15 protein-coding genes and 1 pseudogene are annotated in these 16,062 nt (G+C 68.9%); 11 read left to right on the top strand and 5 right to left on the bottom strand.

What is annotated here, in order from left to right:
• The first annotated feature begins 4 nt into the window (after window positions 1–4).
• From D9V36_RS06100 to D9V36_RS41800, 5 genes are read left to right on the top strand one after another with little or no spacing between them, the layout of a single operon-like run.
• Window positions 5–754 (top strand): ABC transporter permease, encoded by a 750-nt coding sequence (locus D9V36_RS06100; protein ID WP_129292869.1) that lies wholly within the window; start codon window positions 5–7, stop codon window positions 752–754.
• A complete protein-coding gene (locus D9V36_RS06095; RefSeq protein WP_129292868.1) occupies window positions 741–1,568 on the top strand; it encodes an ABC transporter permease in 828 nt (275 codons plus the stop codon). Before D9V36_RS06100 ends, D9V36_RS06095 begins: the two co-directional genes overlap by 14 nt.
• A gap of 29 nt (window positions 1,569–1,597) precedes the next feature.
• Window positions 1,598–3,520: a RiPP maturation radical SAM C-methyltransferase gene (locus D9V36_RS06090; protein ID WP_129292867.1), complete on the top strand. Its 1,923-nt coding sequence runs from the start codon at window positions 1,598–1,600 to the stop codon at window positions 3,518–3,520.
• 38 nt (window positions 3,521–3,558) lie between these two features.
• The gene (locus tag D9V36_RS06085; protein WP_129292866.1) at window positions 3,559–4,650 is read left to right on the top strand and encodes a hypothetical protein; all 1,092 of its coding nucleotides are present in this window, start codon (window positions 3,559–3,561) and stop codon (window positions 4,648–4,650) included.
• Window positions 4,647–6,887 (top strand): peptidylprolyl isomerase, encoded by a 2,241-nt coding sequence (locus D9V36_RS41800; RefSeq protein WP_241720724.1) that lies wholly within the window; start codon window positions 4,647–4,649, stop codon window positions 6,885–6,887. The genes D9V36_RS06085 and D9V36_RS41800 overlap by 4 nt, the downstream gene beginning before the upstream one ends.
• Window positions 6,888–7,199: 312 nt before the next feature.
• On the opposite strand, the gene D9V36_RS06075 is transcribed toward D9V36_RS41800, so the two are convergent.
• Both D9V36_RS06075 and D9V36_RS06070 read right to left on the bottom strand, forming a co-directional pair.
• A complete protein-coding gene (locus D9V36_RS06075) occupies window positions 7,200–7,559 on the bottom strand; it encodes a hypothetical protein (RefSeq protein ID WP_206739607.1) in 360 nt (119 codons plus the stop codon).
• A gap of 23 nt (window positions 7,560–7,582) precedes the next feature.
• Window positions 7,583–7,999: pseudogene (locus tag D9V36_RS06070) on the bottom strand (transposase); the annotation flags it as partial.
• A 69-nt stretch (window positions 8,000–8,068) separates the two neighbouring features.
• On the opposite strand from D9V36_RS06070, the gene D9V36_RS06065 reads away from it, so the two are divergent.
• From D9V36_RS06065 to D9V36_RS41375, 3 genes are all read left to right on the top strand, one after another.
• The gene (locus D9V36_RS06065) at window positions 8,069–8,377 is read left to right on the top strand and encodes an immunity 53 family protein (protein WP_129292865.1); all 309 of its coding nucleotides are present in this window, start codon (window positions 8,069–8,071) and stop codon (window positions 8,375–8,377) included.
• Between the two features lie 155 nt (window positions 8,378–8,532).
• On the top strand, window positions 8,533–10,227 hold the full coding sequence (locus D9V36_RS41380) for a DUF4158 domain-containing protein (protein ID WP_206739606.1): 1,695 nt from the start codon (window positions 8,533–8,535) through the stop codon (window positions 10,225–10,227).
• The gene (locus D9V36_RS41375; protein WP_206739605.1) at window positions 10,128–11,483 is read left to right on the top strand and encodes a Tn3 family transposase; all 1,356 of its coding nucleotides are present in this window, start codon (window positions 10,128–10,130) and stop codon (window positions 11,481–11,483) included. Before D9V36_RS41380 ends, D9V36_RS41375 begins: the two co-directional genes overlap by 100 nt.
• 72 nt (window positions 11,484–11,555) lie before the next feature.
• On the opposite strand, the gene D9V36_RS06055 is transcribed toward D9V36_RS41375, so the two are convergent.
• The 3 genes from D9V36_RS06055 to D9V36_RS06045 form a co-directional block, all read right to left on the bottom strand.
• Window positions 11,556–12,323 (bottom strand): SDR family NAD(P)-dependent oxidoreductase, encoded by a 768-nt coding sequence (locus D9V36_RS06055; RefSeq protein ID WP_129292864.1) that lies wholly within the window; start codon window positions 12,321–12,323, stop codon window positions 11,556–11,558.
• 160 nt (window positions 12,324–12,483) lie between these two features.
• Entirely contained in the window at window positions 12,484–13,242 is a 759-nt protein-coding gene (locus D9V36_RS06050; RefSeq protein WP_129292863.1) for an SDR family NAD(P)-dependent oxidoreductase, read from the bottom strand.
• 145 nt (window positions 13,243–13,387) lie between these two features.
• Window positions 13,388–13,651: an Atu4866 domain-containing protein gene (locus D9V36_RS06045; protein WP_129292862.1), complete on the bottom strand. Its 264-nt coding sequence runs from the start codon at window positions 13,649–13,651 to the stop codon at window positions 13,388–13,390.
• A gap of 139 nt (window positions 13,652–13,790) precedes the next feature.
• On the opposite strand from D9V36_RS06045, the gene D9V36_RS06040 reads away from it, so the two are divergent.
• From D9V36_RS06040 to D9V36_RS40715, 3 genes are all read left to right on the top strand, one after another.
• Complete coding sequence (locus D9V36_RS06040) at window positions 13,791–14,672, top strand: helix-turn-helix transcriptional regulator (protein WP_129292861.1); 882 nt, start codon at window positions 13,791–13,793, stop codon at window positions 14,670–14,672.
• Window positions 14,673–14,813: 141 nt separating this feature from the next.
• Window positions 14,814–15,683, top strand: a complete 870-nt coding sequence (locus tag D9V36_RS06035) for a recombinase family protein (RefSeq protein ID WP_206739604.1) — start codon at window positions 14,814–14,816, stop codon at window positions 15,681–15,683.
• Between the two features lie 21 nt (window positions 15,684–15,704).
• Window positions 15,705–15,848 carry a hypothetical protein gene (locus D9V36_RS40715; RefSeq protein WP_206739883.1) on the top strand — a complete coding sequence of 48 codons (144 nt, stop codon included), beginning with the start codon at window positions 15,705–15,707 and terminating at the stop codon, window positions 15,846–15,848.
• Window positions 15,849–16,062: the final 214 nt, after the last annotated feature.

The raw sequence follows: 16,062 nt of genomic DNA, 5'->3' as shown, positions 1-16,062 counted from the left end.
GTGGATGTTCCTGACCGCGGCGCGCATGGAGCAGCGGGCCATGCAGCGCAATCCGCTGCTGCTGGTCAACTCCGGCATGCTGCCCGCCGCTTTCCTGGTCACCGCGGTGGAGACCGGCCGCCCGGACCCGGGCGACGCGACGGCGCTCGTGGTGGCCGTGGCGCTGACCGCGCTGTGGGGCTCCACGGTGTGGATGAGCGGAGGCGTGCTGCGCCGTGAGCGCACCTACGGCACGCTCGCCCGCTGTGTCTCCGGAGTGTGGTCGCCGTACCTGGTGCTGCTGGGCAAGAGCCTGGGGGCCACGGTCACCAGCGTCGGGGCGATCCTTGTCAGCACCGGCGTCACGGCGACGGCGTTGGGACTGCCGCTGCGTGTGTCGCACCCGGGGTGGATCGTCGTGTCGCTCGTGGTGCTGGTGTGTTCCGGCACCGCCCTGGGGGCACTGGTGTCGTGCCTGTTCCTGGTGACCCGCAATGGGCTGGTCTGGTCGCACGCGTTGATGTATCCGGTCTTCGCCCTCGGCGGGCTGCTCATCCCCGTGGAGGCGCTGCCCGAGCCGCTGCGCTGGGTGCCCGATCTGATCAGCCTGCACTGGATCAAGGACTGCATGGTCTGCGCGGCCACCGGCGACGTCACCATCGCCCCGCTGGGCGTCGCGACACTGCTGACACTCGTCTACTTGTCCGTCGCGGGATTCGCCTACCGCCGGTCCGTCGAGTGGTCCCGGAAGGAGGGGACGCTTGACCTCGCATGACACTGCCCCGGCGCGCGGCGATGCTGCTCCCGCCCGCGCCCTTCTGCTCTGGCGGGCGGCCGAGGCGGTCCGTATGGGCTGGCTGGAGTACCGCGTGGTGGAGACGCCTGCCGGTCTGCTCGGCGCGACCCTGCCGCGCGGGGTGCTCCAGATCCTCTTCTTCACGACCCTCGCGGGTGTCCTCGCCGGTCCCGGACACCGGGAGTACGCCTTCGCCGGATCGTTGGTACTGGTGTTGAGCGGCACCAACGTCAATGGTGTCGTCGCCGTGCCCGTCCTGGACAAGCAGTACGCGACCTTCGCGCGGGTCCGGACCGGTGTGCTGTCCCCGACGGTCACCCAGATCGCCCGTGCGCTTCCCTACCCCGTCATGGGCTGGGTGCTGCTCGTCGTCCAGGCGGCCATTGCGGCGCCCTTCCTCGGCATGACGGACTTCGCGCTCCACCTGCTGCCCTGGGCCTGGGTGTATGCCCTCATCGCGCTCACGCTCAGTGTGCTGGGGCTCGCCGGGGCCACGATGTCCGTCGGCAAACGGGCCGATGTGGTGGCGCCGAACGTCCTGTCCTATCTGGTCATGCTGTGCAGCGGTGCGATCGTCCCGCCCGGCCGCGTGGCGTGGGTGGACGCGATCGGCCAAGTGCTGCCGGGCCGTCACGGACTGGACGCCGTCCGCGCGGGGATGGCCGGACGGCCCTGGCTCGGCGACCTCGGGCTGGAGGTCGCCGCCGGTCTCGGGTTCACCGTCCTCGCCGCGCTGTCGATCCTCGTACAGGCCCGGCGCGCGAGCCGACTGGGCCACGACGACTTCGAGTGACCGATGTGCCCACACCCGAGGGGGATCCGATGAGCCTCATACGCCTGCCCCTGGCCGTGCGTACGGAGCAGGACGACGCAGAGTCCGGTTCGCCGCCGCCCAGCAGGTGTCTGCGCATCGCGCTGGTGAACATGCCCTGGGCGCGCATCCACGCGCCGTCCATCCAGTGCGGACTGCTGCAGTCCATCGCCAGGAGGGCCGGGCACGAGTGCGACAGCCACTACCTCAACATCGAGTTCGCTTCCTTCTTCGGCAGCAAGGCATATGACGCGATCGCCAACATCGCCTCGGAGCGGCTGCACTTGATGGGGGAGCGGCTCTTCTCCTATGTCGCGTTCGGCGAAGTCACCACTGACGACCAGTACTTCGGAGAGTATCCGGAGGTGAAGTCCATCTGGGACGAGCTGACCGGGAAGGGGCTCGACGACCTCACCGAGATGCGCCGCCGGACGCTGCCGGACTGGATCGCCGCATGTGCGGCCAAGCCGGTGTGGGGGGAATACGACGTCATCGGATTCACCTCCACGTTCATGCAGAACACGGCGTCGCTGGCGCTAGGGAAGATGATCAAGAAATTCCATCCCGGCGTGACGCTGGTCTACGGGGGCGCGAACTTCGACGGGGACATGGGGGTCGAGTACGCCAAGAAGCTTCCCTGGCTCGACTACGTGGTGGCGGGGGAGGGCGACATCGTGTTCCCCGCGTTGTTGAACAACATCGCCGACGGTACGGACACCCCGCTGCCCGGTGTTCTGCGGTACGCCGCCACCCATCTGCCGCCGGCCGCCGACGCCGAGCGCCCGCAGGTCCTCGACCAGCTTCCCACGCCGGATTACCGAGACTATTTCACCTGGCTGGAACGCTTTGACCGTACGCGACTCCTGGGCCGGGCCCCCGTACAGCTGCCGGTGGAATTCTCCCGGGGCTGCTGGTGGGGCCAGAAACACCACTGCACTTTCTGCGGTCTGAACGCGCTCGGCATGGCGTACCGGTCCAAGTCCGGCTCCCGCGCGTTCACGGAGCTCACCGCGCTGCTGCGCGACTACCCGGTGGTGCACGTCGACACCGTGGACAACATCCTCGACATGGGGTACTTCTCGTCACTCTGCGCCCAACTGGCCGAAGCACACTGGGACGTGAACCTCTTCTTCGAGGCAAAGGCGAATCTCACCCGGGAGCAGCTCGCGACCCTGAGCCGGGCCGGCATCCTCCGTATCCAGCCCGGCATCGAGAGCCTGAGCACCCATGTGCTGAAGCTGATGCGCAAGGGCGCGAGCAAGCTGATCAACATCCGGTTCCTGAAGTGGGCCGCCTACTACAAGATCGATGTCTCCTGGAACATCCTGGCGGGATTCCCCGGGGAGACCGAGGAGGACTACGCGGAGCAACTGCGCCTCCTCCCGCTGCTGCACCATCTCCAGCCCCCTGGGGGCTGCGGGAGGATCTGGCTGGAACGCTTCAGCCCCTATTTCACGGACCCGTCCTTCCCGATCAGCGAGGTCCGGCCCCGGGCCAGCTACGGCCATGTCTATCCGGACTCCCTGGACCACGAGAAGATCGCGTACTTCTTCGACTACGAGGTGTCCGGCACCTGTTCCCACGAGACGGTGGCGGCGCTGAACGCCGCCGTCTCGGTATGGCAGACGCGGTTCTCCGAGGCCAGGCCCAGCCTCGTCTACCAGCGGCTGCCCGGGAAGCTGACGCTGATCGACCGCAGGACCGACCAGCCCAAGCGGGCCGTCCTCGCGGGCTGGAAGGCAGAAGCCTACGAATCCTGCGGAGACGCGCCCCGTGGAGCGGCGGCGGTCAGCAGGCAGCTGGCGGCGGGGGACATGTCCGTCTCCGAGGACGAGGTGGCGGCCTTCCTCGAGCAGTGCTGCCGAGCCGGCGTGATGGTGTCGGACGACGGCAAGTACCTGGGGCTCGCGCTGCCGGAGAACCCCGGCTGGTAGGCGTCGTGGCCAAGCGTCAAGGAGGGGTGAGTGAGCGCATGACAGTGGTCGCATCGGCCGAGGACCGCGTGCGCCTGGGCAGGAGCATCGCGGCACGCCTGGCCGCGGCGAGGAACGCGGACGCGGCCTTCCTCGCCGGCAGTTCGGTGGTCGGCCTGGGCAGCGCCACCAGCGATATCGACATCTACCTGGTCGGGTCCTCCGCGCAGGAGGAACGGCAGCAGATGTTCGCCGACACCATCCGGGTCGACGTCCAGCACCTCTCCCTGGCCACCCTGGAGTCGCTCGTCGACCGGGTCCTCGGCGCGGGACTGCGCTCGGATCACCCGGGAGGTGCGCTGTCGGACCGCGAGACCGCGCTGGCCGTCCGGCTGCGCACAGGCGACATCGTGACCGACTCGGGCGTGCTGGCCGCGCTGCGGCAACGGCTCGCCGACCATCCCCTCCGGCTCTCCCGCCGGGTGATGAACAACTGGATCCTCGCCGCGTTCTTCGCGGCCGAGGACTGTCTCGGGCTGCGCCGGTCGGACAGCCCGCTCGAACTGGAACCGGCCGCGTTCGCCGGCCGGCGCGCACTGATGTGCGCCGGCAAGGCGCTGGCCGCGGCGCGCGGGGATCTCTACTTCGGCGAGAAGTGGGTGTGGCGGCAGCTCACCCGCAACGGCCCCGACGGTTTTCCCTTCGCGGAGTTCCAGCGGCTTCTGCGGGACGACCCCCTGGCGGTCGATCCACAGGCCGGGCTGACCGCACTGACGTCCTTCGCCCAGACCTGCCTGATCGCCACGGCCACCCTGGGCTGGCAGGGCGCCGACGTCTCCCGCTGGCCGGCCTGGCTGGAGGGGAGCGGTCCGCTGCGCCGGTCCCCGGCGTTCTTCCCGCGCGCCTACGACGACATGGTGACGCTGGTCCAGCCCGGCGGCCGGCACTTCCGCCTGCCGCCCGACGCGGCGCTGGTCTGGGGCCTGTGCCATGGACGGTCCGCGCGGGCCGTCACCGCGTACGCACAGCAATGGGCGGAGGAGTCGCCCGCGTACGCCGGGCTGACCGAGGAACGCTGCCAGAGCCTTCTGGCCGAATTGCGGGAAGCGGGTCTGCTCACCGGACCGGGCGCACAGCAGGGAGCGATGTGAAGTTCCGTCAGAAGCGCAGCACCACCCTCGATCTCGCCCTGGCGCTGCAGCGCGAGTTGACCGGGCGCGCAGGGTCCTGGGAGCTCAACTTCCTGCCCAGACCGGTCACCCCGGAGGCGGACCTGTTCCGTGCCGGACTGAAGTCGTGGGCGCAGACGGCCGGCTCCGGACTGCCCGCGTTCCTGGCCGCCGCACGCCGGCCGGAGGATCTCATCACGCTGGTCGACGACGACCGCCTCCGCCCTGGAACAGAGCTCGTCGCCACCGCACTGACCGCCGCCGCGCCGCCGCTCACCGACGCGCTCCCCCTCTTCGAGGAGGTCCGCAAACAGGCCGCCGTGGAGGTGAACGACGTACTCGTGCCCGACCGCTATCTGGCCCCGCTCTGCGCGGCGTTGGGCACGGTCGACATCGGCCGGACGCTGGACCTCCACCTCGTGCCGCTCGCCCCCTATCCGCCCGCCACGGGCTTTCTGACCGCAGCGGGCAAGGCCACGGGGGTCTACGTCGACTGCCGCCGGTTCCGGGGATCGACACTCGCGGACGCCGTCCTGACGATGCTGGGCTGGGCCCAGCTGAAATCCGGGAGCATTCCCGAGGGCCACCTGTCCACCGAACTCGTCCGGCGCATGCCGGGCGGCGCTCCGTACCAGCGCCGGCTGCGGGTCATCCTCACCAAGATCCTCGTCGAGGTGACGGCCGGCCACCTGGTGCGCGCGGTGGACGTGGCGCATCGTCCCTGTGCCGACGTGCTGGGCACCAAATGGCGTTATCCGCGCCTCTACGCCGTGGCTGAACGGCATTGGTCCCGGTATCTCGGCGGCGACATCGACCGCGACGAAGCCCTTACCGCGCTGGCCGGGGACGTCACCGCCCACAGCCCGCGCTGGTTCGTCGACCATGTCGACCCGTCCTCGCTCGCCGCCGACTTCTACCTGCTGGAGTGGCTGACCGCGGCAGGCGACCGCACGGCCGGAGCACGGCTGTTCCGCTGGCTTCCCCATCTGTGCGCCGAGTTGGCGGGGCATCTGGACAACGTCATCGGCAATGAGCTCGGACACTACGAACGGGCCAGGACCCAGCAGCATCCGCAAGAGCTGGCGGACTTCATCACGGAGATCAACCAGGGCGACAGCCGCGTCACCTGGCAGCGTCTGCGCCGTGAGCTGGGCCACGGGCGGGCACTCCAGCTCGCCACCGAGGCATTCGCCGGTCCGGGCATCGAGTTCGGCGGAGAGGCGTGGGCGCCGGTCGCCGCCATGGTGCGGCGCTACGTCCTCCACGAGCTGCCCGGCAGGGTCTTCGTCGACCAGTGCTTCACTCTTGAGCACAACAACGGTTCACTCTTCGACAAGTACCACGACACCTCGACCATGCGTGAGGTGCTGGACGCCCAAGCAGCAACCGATCTCGACACGCTGCTCAGCCACGCGTCAGCAGAAGTACGGGAACTGTGGCGCGGACAGCACCGCATCTCCGCGGAGCATCATCCGATGTGGCTCGGGCCGCCTTCGACTGTGCCCACCGCACCCCCTGTGCCCACCGCACCGCCCGAGGCCGGCGCCGCTCCATCGCGATGGAGCGGCGCCGGCCTGCCCGGAAACGCACCCGGCACGGCCGGCTGCGGAGATCGCAGCGACCCGGGCGCATACGACCCCTCGCGCGACCCGCTGCGCGACTCCCCGGTGCGGGTCCGCCACACGGTCGCCCGCCGCCCCTATTCCTCCTCCTTGCGGACCTATCGGGCCGTGACCGCTGTCCTGCACACCGAGCACGGCGACATCCACCTCACGCTACGCCCCGCCGAAGCGCCTTATACGGTGGACAACTTCGTAGGGCTGGCAACCGGAAGCCGCACCTGGACCGACCCCTTGACCGGAACCACGGGCGAGGGCGGCTTCTACGACGGCACGGCCTTCCACCGCCGGGTGCCCGGTTTCGTCGTCCAGGGCGGTGACCGACTGGGCACCGGCCACGGCAGCGCCGGATACCGGATTCCCGACGAGATCCACCCGGAACGGGATTTCGCGCGCCCGTTCCAGCTGGCCATGGCGAACCTCGGCCGGGACAGCACCGGCTCCCAGTTCTTCATCACCCTCGCTCCGGCACCACACCTGGACGGGCACTACACCATCTTCGGAGAGGTGACCGGAACCTCCTCGGAGAACGTGGTCAGCGAAATCGCCGGCTCACCCACGACCGTCCGGCTCAACCGGGTGACGGTCGCCACGGCCTGACACGAACAACCACCTCAACGCATCACCCGCGCCAGGGATCGGGCCAGGTGCTGTGCGGATTCCGTCTGGGCGTTCAGCACGGTGGTGGGGTTCGGCCCGTTGAGTGCGTGCCGCATGTGGGCATCGTTGAAGCGGGTGAAGTCGGCAGCCGGCGTCAGGAGTTGCTCGGCGGGCTCAAGGGATCCGGTCTTCTCGGTCAGGGACGGCTCCGATGGGGGAGTCAGCGGCGGTGGCCGTGTCGGCTGGGGCGGTCGAGCTGAGCGAGGGCGTGATGGACCTGTGGATTCACTGCGGCTCCGCGCACCGGCGTGATCAAGGCGCTGTTTCCGTGCCGCGTGCTGAGGGGGATGTCGGCGAAGGCCCGCTCCACCGCCATGGGCGTGGCCAGGTGGGAGAAGAAGTTGCGGACGAGGCAGCCAGGGCGTCTTGGGTGAAGGTGGCCAGCGGCGCGCCCTCGAAGTAGCCGTGCTCGACCTGCCAGGCGATCTCCTCGCCGGGCGTGTGTTCCAGTCGGCAGTACAGGTCGGGCGAGGTGAGGACGCTGGCCTCGGCGGACCAGTCGTTCAGCTCGGCGAGCTGGTCCAGGGGCATGTCCGTGATCGGGATGCGGTCGGCATGACGGGCATCGCCGAGCAGCTGGGGCAGTGCTTGAGCTACGACGAGCCGAGTCATCCGGTTGTCTACGTCGTCTAGGCCGGCTTGCGCCGGGCCCGACCGGTGCGTAGGGCTCTGGCCGGCTCCCGGCGCAGTTCCCCGCGTCCTTGCACGTAGAGGGCTTGGTAGATCGTCTCGTGGACCACGTGCATCTCCGGCCGGTCGGGGAACCGTCTGCGAAGAGCGTGACAGATCTGTTCCGGGCTCCACCGCATCGTCAGGTGGGCCTGGACGAAGTCCCGCAGTTCGGTGTTCTGGCCGATCTTGCCGGGCTTGGGTCGGGGCCGGCGCCGGTCTGCCCGGCGCTGAGCAGCGTGGGGGCGGTAGACCCATCGGGCGTGGCCCCCGCGCAGAGGCATGCCGTTGCGGCGGATCTCGCGGCTGATCGTGGACGGGCTGCGGCCCAGCTCGGCGGCGATCGTGCGGACGGACGCCTTCTCCCGCAGCCGGTCGGCTAGCTAGTGCTGTGACCGGAAAGGTACGCCGGGTTGGTTGGTGTGTGCGCGGTCCGCTTAGCATTTGCGTCCATGGCTGAATCCGCGCACGTCCTTGACTGGTTGCAGAGCTGGTACGCCTCACAGTGCGACGGCGACTGGGCACACGAATGGGGCATGACGATCGAGACTCTCGACAACCCGGGTTGGGCCGTCAAGATTGATCTTGCAGAGACAGTCTTGGCGGACCGGGAGTATCCCCAACATCGGGTCACTCGGGATGAGCACGACTGGGTCATGGCCTGGACGGCCGAGAGGGCGTTTCGCATCGCGTGTGGACCCGGCAACCTGACCGAGGCCCTCACGCTGTTCCGGGTCTGGGCAACGGTGAGCGTCCCGTAAGGGCCCCGGAGTCCTAGCTCAGATACCAGCCGCAAAGTAGGTCGCGGGTAGCTGGACGGATCCCGTTTCCCTCCCCTTGGCTCGGTCGTTGGTCTGATCGAGTGGTCGAGGCCAAAGGGGCGGGCGTGCGGCAAGAGTGATCGCCAGAGGAGCTGTTGGCGAACTGGACGCTGGTGGACGGCGACTGGGACCTGGTGGCGAACAAGAGTGGGGCGACCCGGCTTGGCTTTGGCCTGTTGCTGAAGTTCTTCGAGCTGGAGGGCCGGTTCCCCGATGTGTTGGAAGAGGTCCCGTCGGCCGCGGTGGAGTATGTCGCGGATCTGGTGAAGGTCCCGGCCACCGACTTCGCGAAGTACACGCTGGTGGGCCGGACCGCTGAGTACCACCGCAAGCAGATCCGCGAGGCCCTGGAGTTCCGGCCGTCGACGGTGGCAGACGAGAAGGCGCTGGCCGAGTGGCTTGCTGTGGAGGTCTGTCCGGTCGAGCTGGTGGAGGACCGGCAGCGCGAGGCCCTGCTGGTGGAGTGTCGGGCGCGGAAGATCGAGCCACCGGGCCCAACCCGGCTTGAGAAGGCGCTGGTTGCGGCGCGGGGCAAGTGGGAGAAGACGTTCTGCGCCCGCACGATCGGCCGCCTGGGCGAGGTGGGCACGGCGCGGCTGTTGTCCCTGGTGGCCGAGGACAACGAGTCGGGTACCGCCCTGCTGGCCGCGCTCAAACGCGACCCTGGAGCGGTCGGCCTGGACTCGCTGCTGACGGAGATCACCAAGCTCGACGACGTACGCAAGCTCGGGCTGCCCGACGGGCTGTTCGCGGACTGCTCGGAGAAGCTGGTGGCCGCGTGGCGGGCGCGGGCCATCAAGATGTACCCCTCGGACTTCCGCGACACGAGCGAGGACGTACGGATCGCCCTGCTCGCGGCGCTGTGCTCCTCACGTCAGGCGGAGATCACCGATGCCCTGGTCGATCTGCTGGTCGCCCTGGTCCACAAGATCAACGCCCGGGCCGAGCGGCGGGTGGAGAAGCAGCTCACCGCCGAGTTGAAGAAGGTGCGCGGCAAGGAGGGCATCCTCTTCAAGCTGGCGACGGCCGCCGTCGACAAGCCCGACGAGGTCGTACGCCGGGCCCTGTTCCCTGTGGTCGGGGAGAAGACACTCCGTGAGCTGGTGGCGGAGGCGAAGGCGAACGAGAAGGTCTTTAAGGCCAAGGTCCGCACCACGCTCCGGTCGTCGTACAGTTCGTACTACCGGCAGATGCTTCCGCCGCTGCTGAACACGCTCGGCTTCAAGTGCAACAACACCGCCTATCGGCCGGTGATGGACGCGATGAAGCTGTTGAAGAAGTACGCCGACGTCGACGGCAAGACCCGCTTCTACGATGCCACGGACGTGGTGCCGATGGACGGCGTGGTGCGTAAGGACTGGCGCGAGGCGGTCGTCGACGACAAAGGCAAGGGCGAGCGCATCCCGTACGAGCTGTGTGTCCTGGTCGCGCTGCGGGACGCGGTGCGCCGCCGCGAGATCTACGTCGAAGGCGCCGCGCGCTGGCGTAACCCGGAGGACGATCTGCCCGGTGACTTCGAGGCCACTCGCGCCGTGCACTACGCGGCGATCCGCCAGCCGCTGAACCCGAGGGCGTTCATTGCGGATCTGAGGCAGCGCATGGCCGCGGGCCTGGACCGGCTGTCCGGCGCTCGCGGACGGCTCGGCGGGCGGGGTGAAGGTCACCACTCAAGGGCGAGTCGTGGATCGCCGTGCCGAAGCAGGAGCCGCTGGCCGAGCCCACCGGCCTCCAGGCCCTCAAGGAGGAGGTCGCACGGCGCTGGGGCGTCCTGGATCTGCTGGATGTGCTGAAGAACGCCGACTTCCTCACCGGTTTCACCGGGGAGTTCTCCTCGGTGGCCGCGGATGAGCGCATCGAGCGTGATGTCCTCCAGCGCCGCCTGCTGCTGGCCCTCTTCGCACTGGGCACGAACATGGGCATCCGCGCCATCGTGGCGACCGGTGAGCACCGCGAGAGCGAGGCTGCGCTGCGGCACGTGCGCCGGCACTTCATTACCGTGGACAATCTGCGGGCCGCTGTAACGAAGCTGGTGAACGCCACCTTCGCCGCCCGGGATACCGACTGGTGGCGGCAGGGCACCGCGTGCGCGTCGGATTCGAAGAAGTTCGGGTCCTGGTCCTCGAACTTCATGACGGAGTACCACGCCCGCTACGGCGTTAACGGCGTGATGATCTACTGGCACGTCGAGCGGAAGAACGTCTGCATCTACTCCCAGCTCAAGAGCTGTTCGTCGTCCGAGGTCGCGGCGATGATCGAGGGCCTGCTGCGGCACTGCACGGACGCCGAGATCGAATCCAACTACGTCGATACCCACGGTGCGAGCGTCGTTGGGTTCGCCTTCACCGAGCTGCTCAGCTTCCGCCTGCTGCCGCGTCTGAAGAACATCGGCAGTATCCGCCTGTACCGTCCGGACGACACCCCGCCCGGCTGGCCCGCACTCGGGCCCTCCCTGACGCGGCCGATCCGCTGGGACCTGATCGAGCAGCAGTACGACCAGATGGTGAAGTACGCCACCGCGCTCCGGCTCGGGACGGCGGAGGCCGAGCAGGTTCTGCGGCGCTTCACCCGCGGCGGCCCCAAGCACCCGACCTACCAGGCTCTCGAAGAACTCGGCCGCGCAGTTCGTACGGTGTCCGCCTGCGATTACCTGGCCAGTCCTGGCCTGCGCCGGGAGATCCACGGCGGGCTTCAGGTCGTGGAGAACTGGAACAGCGCGAACACCGTGCTCCACTACGGCAAGGACGGCGCCCTGACCGGCCCGGACAAGGAGCACGCCGAGACCTCGATGCTCGCCCTGCACCTGCTCCAGTCCGCGCTCGTGCACGTCAACACCCTGCTGGTGCAGCAGGTCCTGGCCGAACCGCCCTGGGCATCGAGGCTGAGCGAGGAGGATCGGCGTGGCCTGACCGCGCTGTTCTGGTCCAACGTCAACCCCTACGGCACCTTCCGCCTGGACATGGACCAGCGACTCGACCTGGGGCTCACGGTGCCCCGTGCCCGTGGCGCGACAGACACCGCCGGTCGATCACGTGCGGAGACGCGATGACGAACTTCCGGCAACCCGCCGTCCGGCAGGCAGGGTGGTGTGTCCGAGCAACGGCTGATCGGCCCCGTCACGTCAGACGGCGGTGAAGCCGCCGTCTGCGGGTACCACGGCTCCGGTGATGAAGCTGGAGCGTGGTGAGGCGAGGAAGCAGAGAACCTCGGCGATCTCTTCGGGCTGTGCGACTCGGCCCAGGGGCTGGGCGTCGGCGAACGAGGCCAGGTAGGCGCGGCTGTCGGGGCGGATCGTGTCGAGGAAGTCGGTCTCGATGACGCCTGCGGCGACAAGGTTGGCGCGGATGCCCCATGGTCCGCCTTCGACGGCGAGGACCTTGGTCAGTTGGGCGAGGGCGCCTTTGGACGCGCTGTAGGCGGCGCCTTCGGGCAGGGCGACCGTGCTGGCGTAGGACCCGGTGCTGACGATGCTCCCGCCGCCCCGGCTCCGCATGGCCCGGAAGGCTTCTCGGGCGCAGAGGAAGGATCCGCGGGCGTTGACGGCCATCACGGTGTCCCAGTCTTCGGCGGTGGTTTCGGTGACGGGTTTGTTCAGGGTGCGTCCGGCGTTGTTCACCAGGATGTCCAGTCCTGCGAAGGTGTCCAGCGCCGAGCGGACCGCGTGGACGGCGGTCTCCTCCCGCGTGATGTCGCCCCGCATCGCGAGTACGCCGGGGAATTCGTCCTGCAAGGTCGTGACGTCGGGACGCAGGTCGACGGCGACGACGCGGGCGCCGCGGGCATGGAGCAGTGCCACGGTCTCCTTGCCCACGCCGCGCGCGGCCCCGGTGACCAGGGCGGTCTTCCCGGCGAACTCGGATGCTTCGGCAGACGCGGCGGTGGGCGTCATGATGAGGTCCTAATCCGTGTGTAGGGATCCAGCCGGGCCCGGGTTCGGGTGGCTGGGCTGCTGTACGGTCACGCACTCACGAGGCAGACGGCACAGGAGATGAGCGCGCTTGCCGGGCGTGCGCACGGGTGGCGCCGTGGACGCCCGGCGGGCGGGTTGTTCAGTGTGCGGTGAGGCCGCCGTCGACGACGAGTTCCGAGCCGGTGACGAAGGAGGAGTCGTCGCCGGCGAGGAAGAGGATCGCGGGGGCGACCTCATCGGCGCGGCCGGCTCGGCGCATGGGGGTGCGCTGGATGTCCGGTTGCTGGTCGCCCTGCTCGTCCAGGAGGTCCTGGATCATCGGTGTGGCGACCACTCCGGGATGTATCGAGTTGACCCGTACGCCCTGCCGTGCGTACTCGACCGCGGCCGTCTTGCTCAGCAGGCGCACCGCGCCCTTCGACGCCTGGTAAGCCGCGGCCGCGCCGCTGCCCACCAGGCCGAGCACGGACGAGGTGTTGATCACCGACGCGTTGCCGCTCGCTCGCAGCAGCGGCATCGCCGCCCTCATACCGAGCCAGGTGCCTTTCTGGTTCACGTCGATCACGCGGTCCCACACCTCCTCCCGAGTGTCCTCGATACCCGGCCAGTCCAGGATTCCGGCGAGGTTCACCAGCACGTCCAGCACTCCGAAACGATCGCGTACGAGGGCCGTCACCTCCTCCCATTCCGGGGCGGAGGAGACATCGAGGAGGGCGGTCGCCACCTCCGCGCCACCCGCCTCGATGCGCCGCGCCAGATTCTGGAGGGGTTCCCGGGCTACATCGGTGATCACCAGCCGGGCGCCCTCCTGTGCGAAGAGTTCGGCGGTCGCCGCACCGATCCCCCCGGTCGCGCCCGTGATCAGGGCCACCTTGCCCTCAAGACGTCGTCTGGTCATGAATACGGTCCTTCCCTTGCGTTTGATACGTCTGTCAGCGACTGCTGCCTGCCTCGGCAGTCGGTCCGCTTCCACGAGGAGTCGGTCTCCCCGACCGGAGCAGCTGCTGCCCGAACCCCGTTGTCCCGCTACGCTCGCCGCCCCGCTACGACGGGCTCGACTCTCGGTACAGCACGAGGTGTTCGTGGTAGAGCACTCCGTCGCGGATGTCCCCTGTGGCGGTGAACCCGGTGTCGTCGACGTAGTCCAGGTGACTACCGGTGACCCTGTAACGGCCGGTGTACGCACTGGCCCGCTCGCCGCGAGCCTCGTCGTAACGGCCGTCCGGCAGCAGCTCCTGCCGGATGTGCCCGTCCTCGGTCACCCACATACCGACCACGTCCACGTGGCCGTCCTCGATCGCGGCCATGGCGGCCCCCTCTCCTCGAACGGTGCGGTCCCTCCCGCTCCACCGAGTCTGCGCAGGTCAGCAGCGACCAACCAGGACGCATGCTCCCTGGGTGCACCACACCCAGGCAGCCCACCGGCGCGCCGCCTAGCCTGAAGACATGGACGACAACCACCTGGGGGACTTCCTGCGCGCACGCCGCGCCGCCCTGCGCCCGCACGACGTCGGCATGCCGAGCCACGGGACCCGCAGAGTCGCCGGACTGCGCCGCGAGGAGGTCGCCGTCCTGGCCGGAGTGAACGCCGACTACTACACCCGCCTAGAACAAGGCCGCGAACGCAATCCCTCGCCCCAGGTGATAGACGCCCTCAGCCACGCGCTGCACCTCGACGAGGACGCCAGGGCGCACCTGTACCGGCTGGCTGGGGCCACGCCTGGCGACCGACTCTCGCCTCACTCCACTGGGCGCGTCAGCCCCGCCCTGCGACAGCTGATGGACGGCTACCCCAACACCCCGGCGTTCGTCATGAACCGAACCCTCGACCTCCTCGCAGTCAACGCGCTGGCCCAGGCCCTCTACTCGGCGTTCACCCCGGCGGACAACCTCGCCCGCATGGCCTTCCTCGACCCCGCCGGCCCTACCTTCTACACGGACTGGAACCGGGCGGCACAAGCCACCGTCGCCAACCTCCGCGAGGCGACCGGCTTCGAACCGGACAACCCGCGGCTGCGCGAACTCGTCGGCACCCTCACCGAGCACAGCGCGGACTTCGCGCGCCTGTGGCAGTCCCACACCGTGCGAGGCAAGACGCAGGACGCCAAACACTTCCTCCACCCGGATGTCGGCCCGCTCACGCTCACCTACCAGGGGTTCGACGTACGCGAGGCACCCGGCCAGCAGCTCGTCATCTACCACGCCGAACCGGGCAGCCCCAGCGCCCACTCCCTCCACCTGCTCGGCTCCCTCCACGCCACCCGGCGCCAAGACCGCTCCCAGCACACAGCTGATCAGCCAACACAACCCGGAGACCCGCACCGATAGTGCGACTTCGCCTCAGCGCGTTTCATAGGTGGTCGCTCGTGAAACACCCGGCCGGCCGGCGGCCCACCTGCGGCAATCATGTTTCATGAGTTGTTGCAAACAACTTGCCTCCTGAAACATACCCATGAATCGCTCCGAGGTGTGAGCGACGACTTCAAGCGCGTGGAATCGCGCGACTGCCCCATGTCCTCCTGCGCGGCCCCCGCGGGCTCCCCTTGCCGGACCGGCAAGGGCAAGGTGGCCATCCAGTACCACACCGCCCGCTTCCGCCTCGTGCCCCACTTCGCCAAGGCCCTCAGTGTGCCGACCCCCGCCGTACGCAAGCCCGGCTCGACGTGGACCGAACTGCCCCGGCCCGTGAGCGCCGGCGCCGAACCGGTCGGACACGTCCGCCTCGGCTACGCCCGCGCCTCGACCGCCCGGCAGTCCCTGGACGCGCAGCTCGACTCCCTCGCCGCGGCCGGGGTGACCCGCATCTTCTCGGAGAGGATCTCCACCCGCGCCACGAAGCGCCCCGAACTGGAGACCGTCGTGAAGCTCGCCGGGGAGATCCGCTCCTCCGGCGCCGCCGTGACCCTCGTCGTCCACGAGCACAAGCGGCTCGGCCGCGGCATCGAACTCGCCGTGCTCGCCGAGGAGCTGAAGGCCAGCGACGTCGGACTGGAGTTCCTCACCGGTGAACTGAAGGGCTCGCACGACCCCTCCGGCATCGCCTTCACCGTGCTGGCGGCCATGTCGGGCATGGAGCGCGAGCACATCCGCGACCGCACCCTCGAAGGCCATGAGTCCGCCCGAAAGCGCGGCAAGACCATCGGCGGCGCGGGCGTCACCGACCCGGACATGCTGTCCATGGCCCTCCACCTGCGCGACCAGGAGATGAGCCTGCGCGACATCGCCAAGCGGCTCGTCATCACCACCGGCACGAAGAAGGGCCAGCACCCCTCACCCGCCACCGTCATGCGAATGCTCCGCGAGCACGACGAGAAGGCCGCCACGACGGCGAGCGTATGATCACCCGCTACATTGCGGCTGGTGTCTGAGCTAGGACACCGGGGCCGGTTCAAGCAGGCCGGCCGCGCCGACCTCTTTCCCTGGTACGTGGCCGCGCTGTGCCTGGTCTCGTTCCTCGTCTATCTGACGCTTCCGGAGACCTCCCGGCAGGAGCTGGAGAAGTAGCCCGGGGCGCTGACGGCGGTGACGGCGGTGGGAGCGGGGTGGGCGGCAACGGAAACGTGGAATGCGGACACGGAAAAGCGCCGCCCCTCCCGGGACGGGGAGGGGTGGCGCCTTGGGGACGAGGTCTGTCAGATGAGCCAGCCCACGAGGTGGAGGATGTGGGCCAGGAGAGCGGTGAGAATGTTCATCGGGATCTTCTCCTTGAAGGTGTGGG

This window comes from Streptomyces lydicus (assembly GCF_004125265.1).
GTDB classification, from domain to species: Bacteria; Actinomycetota; Actinomycetes; order Streptomycetales; family Streptomycetaceae; genus Streptomyces; species Streptomyces lydicus_C.
This window is presented reverse-complemented; position numbering and strand designations above follow the sequence as displayed.

What these genes read in the sequence shown, in the direction of transcription:
- D9V36_RS06100 (WP_129292869.1), top strand. Translation starts at nt 5, where the DNA reads ATGTTCCTGACCGCGGCGCGCATGGAGCAGCGGGCCATGCAGCGCAAT.
- D9V36_RS06090 (WP_129292867.1), top strand. Translation starts at nt 1,598, where the DNA reads ATGAGCCTCATACGCCTGCCCCTGGCCGTGCGTACGGAGCAGGACGAC.
- D9V36_RS06085 (WP_129292866.1), top strand. Translation starts at nt 3,559, where the DNA reads ATGACAGTGGTCGCATCGGCCGAGGACCGCGTGCGCCTGGGCAGGAGC.
- D9V36_RS06075 (WP_206739607.1), bottom strand. Translation starts at nt 7,559, where the DNA reads ATGACTCGGCTCGTCGTAGCTCAAGCACTGCCCCAGCTGCTCGGCGAT.
- D9V36_RS06065 (WP_129292865.1), top strand. Translation starts at nt 8,069, where the DNA reads ATGGCTGAATCCGCGCACGTCCTTGACTGGTTGCAGAGCTGGTACGCC.
- D9V36_RS06055 (WP_129292864.1), bottom strand. Translation starts at nt 12,323, where the DNA reads ATGACGCCCACCGCCGCGTCTGCCGAAGCATCCGAGTTCGCCGGGAAG.
- D9V36_RS06050 (WP_129292863.1), bottom strand. Translation starts at nt 13,242, where the DNA reads ATGACCAGACGACGTCTTGAGGGCAAGGTGGCCCTGATCACGGGCGCG.
- D9V36_RS06045 (WP_129292862.1), bottom strand. Translation starts at nt 13,651, where the DNA reads ATGGCCGCGATCGAGGACGGCCACGTGGACGTGGTCGGTATGTGGGTG.
- D9V36_RS06040 (WP_129292861.1), top strand. Translation starts at nt 13,791, where the DNA reads ATGGACGACAACCACCTGGGGGACTTCCTGCGCGCACGCCGCGCCGCC.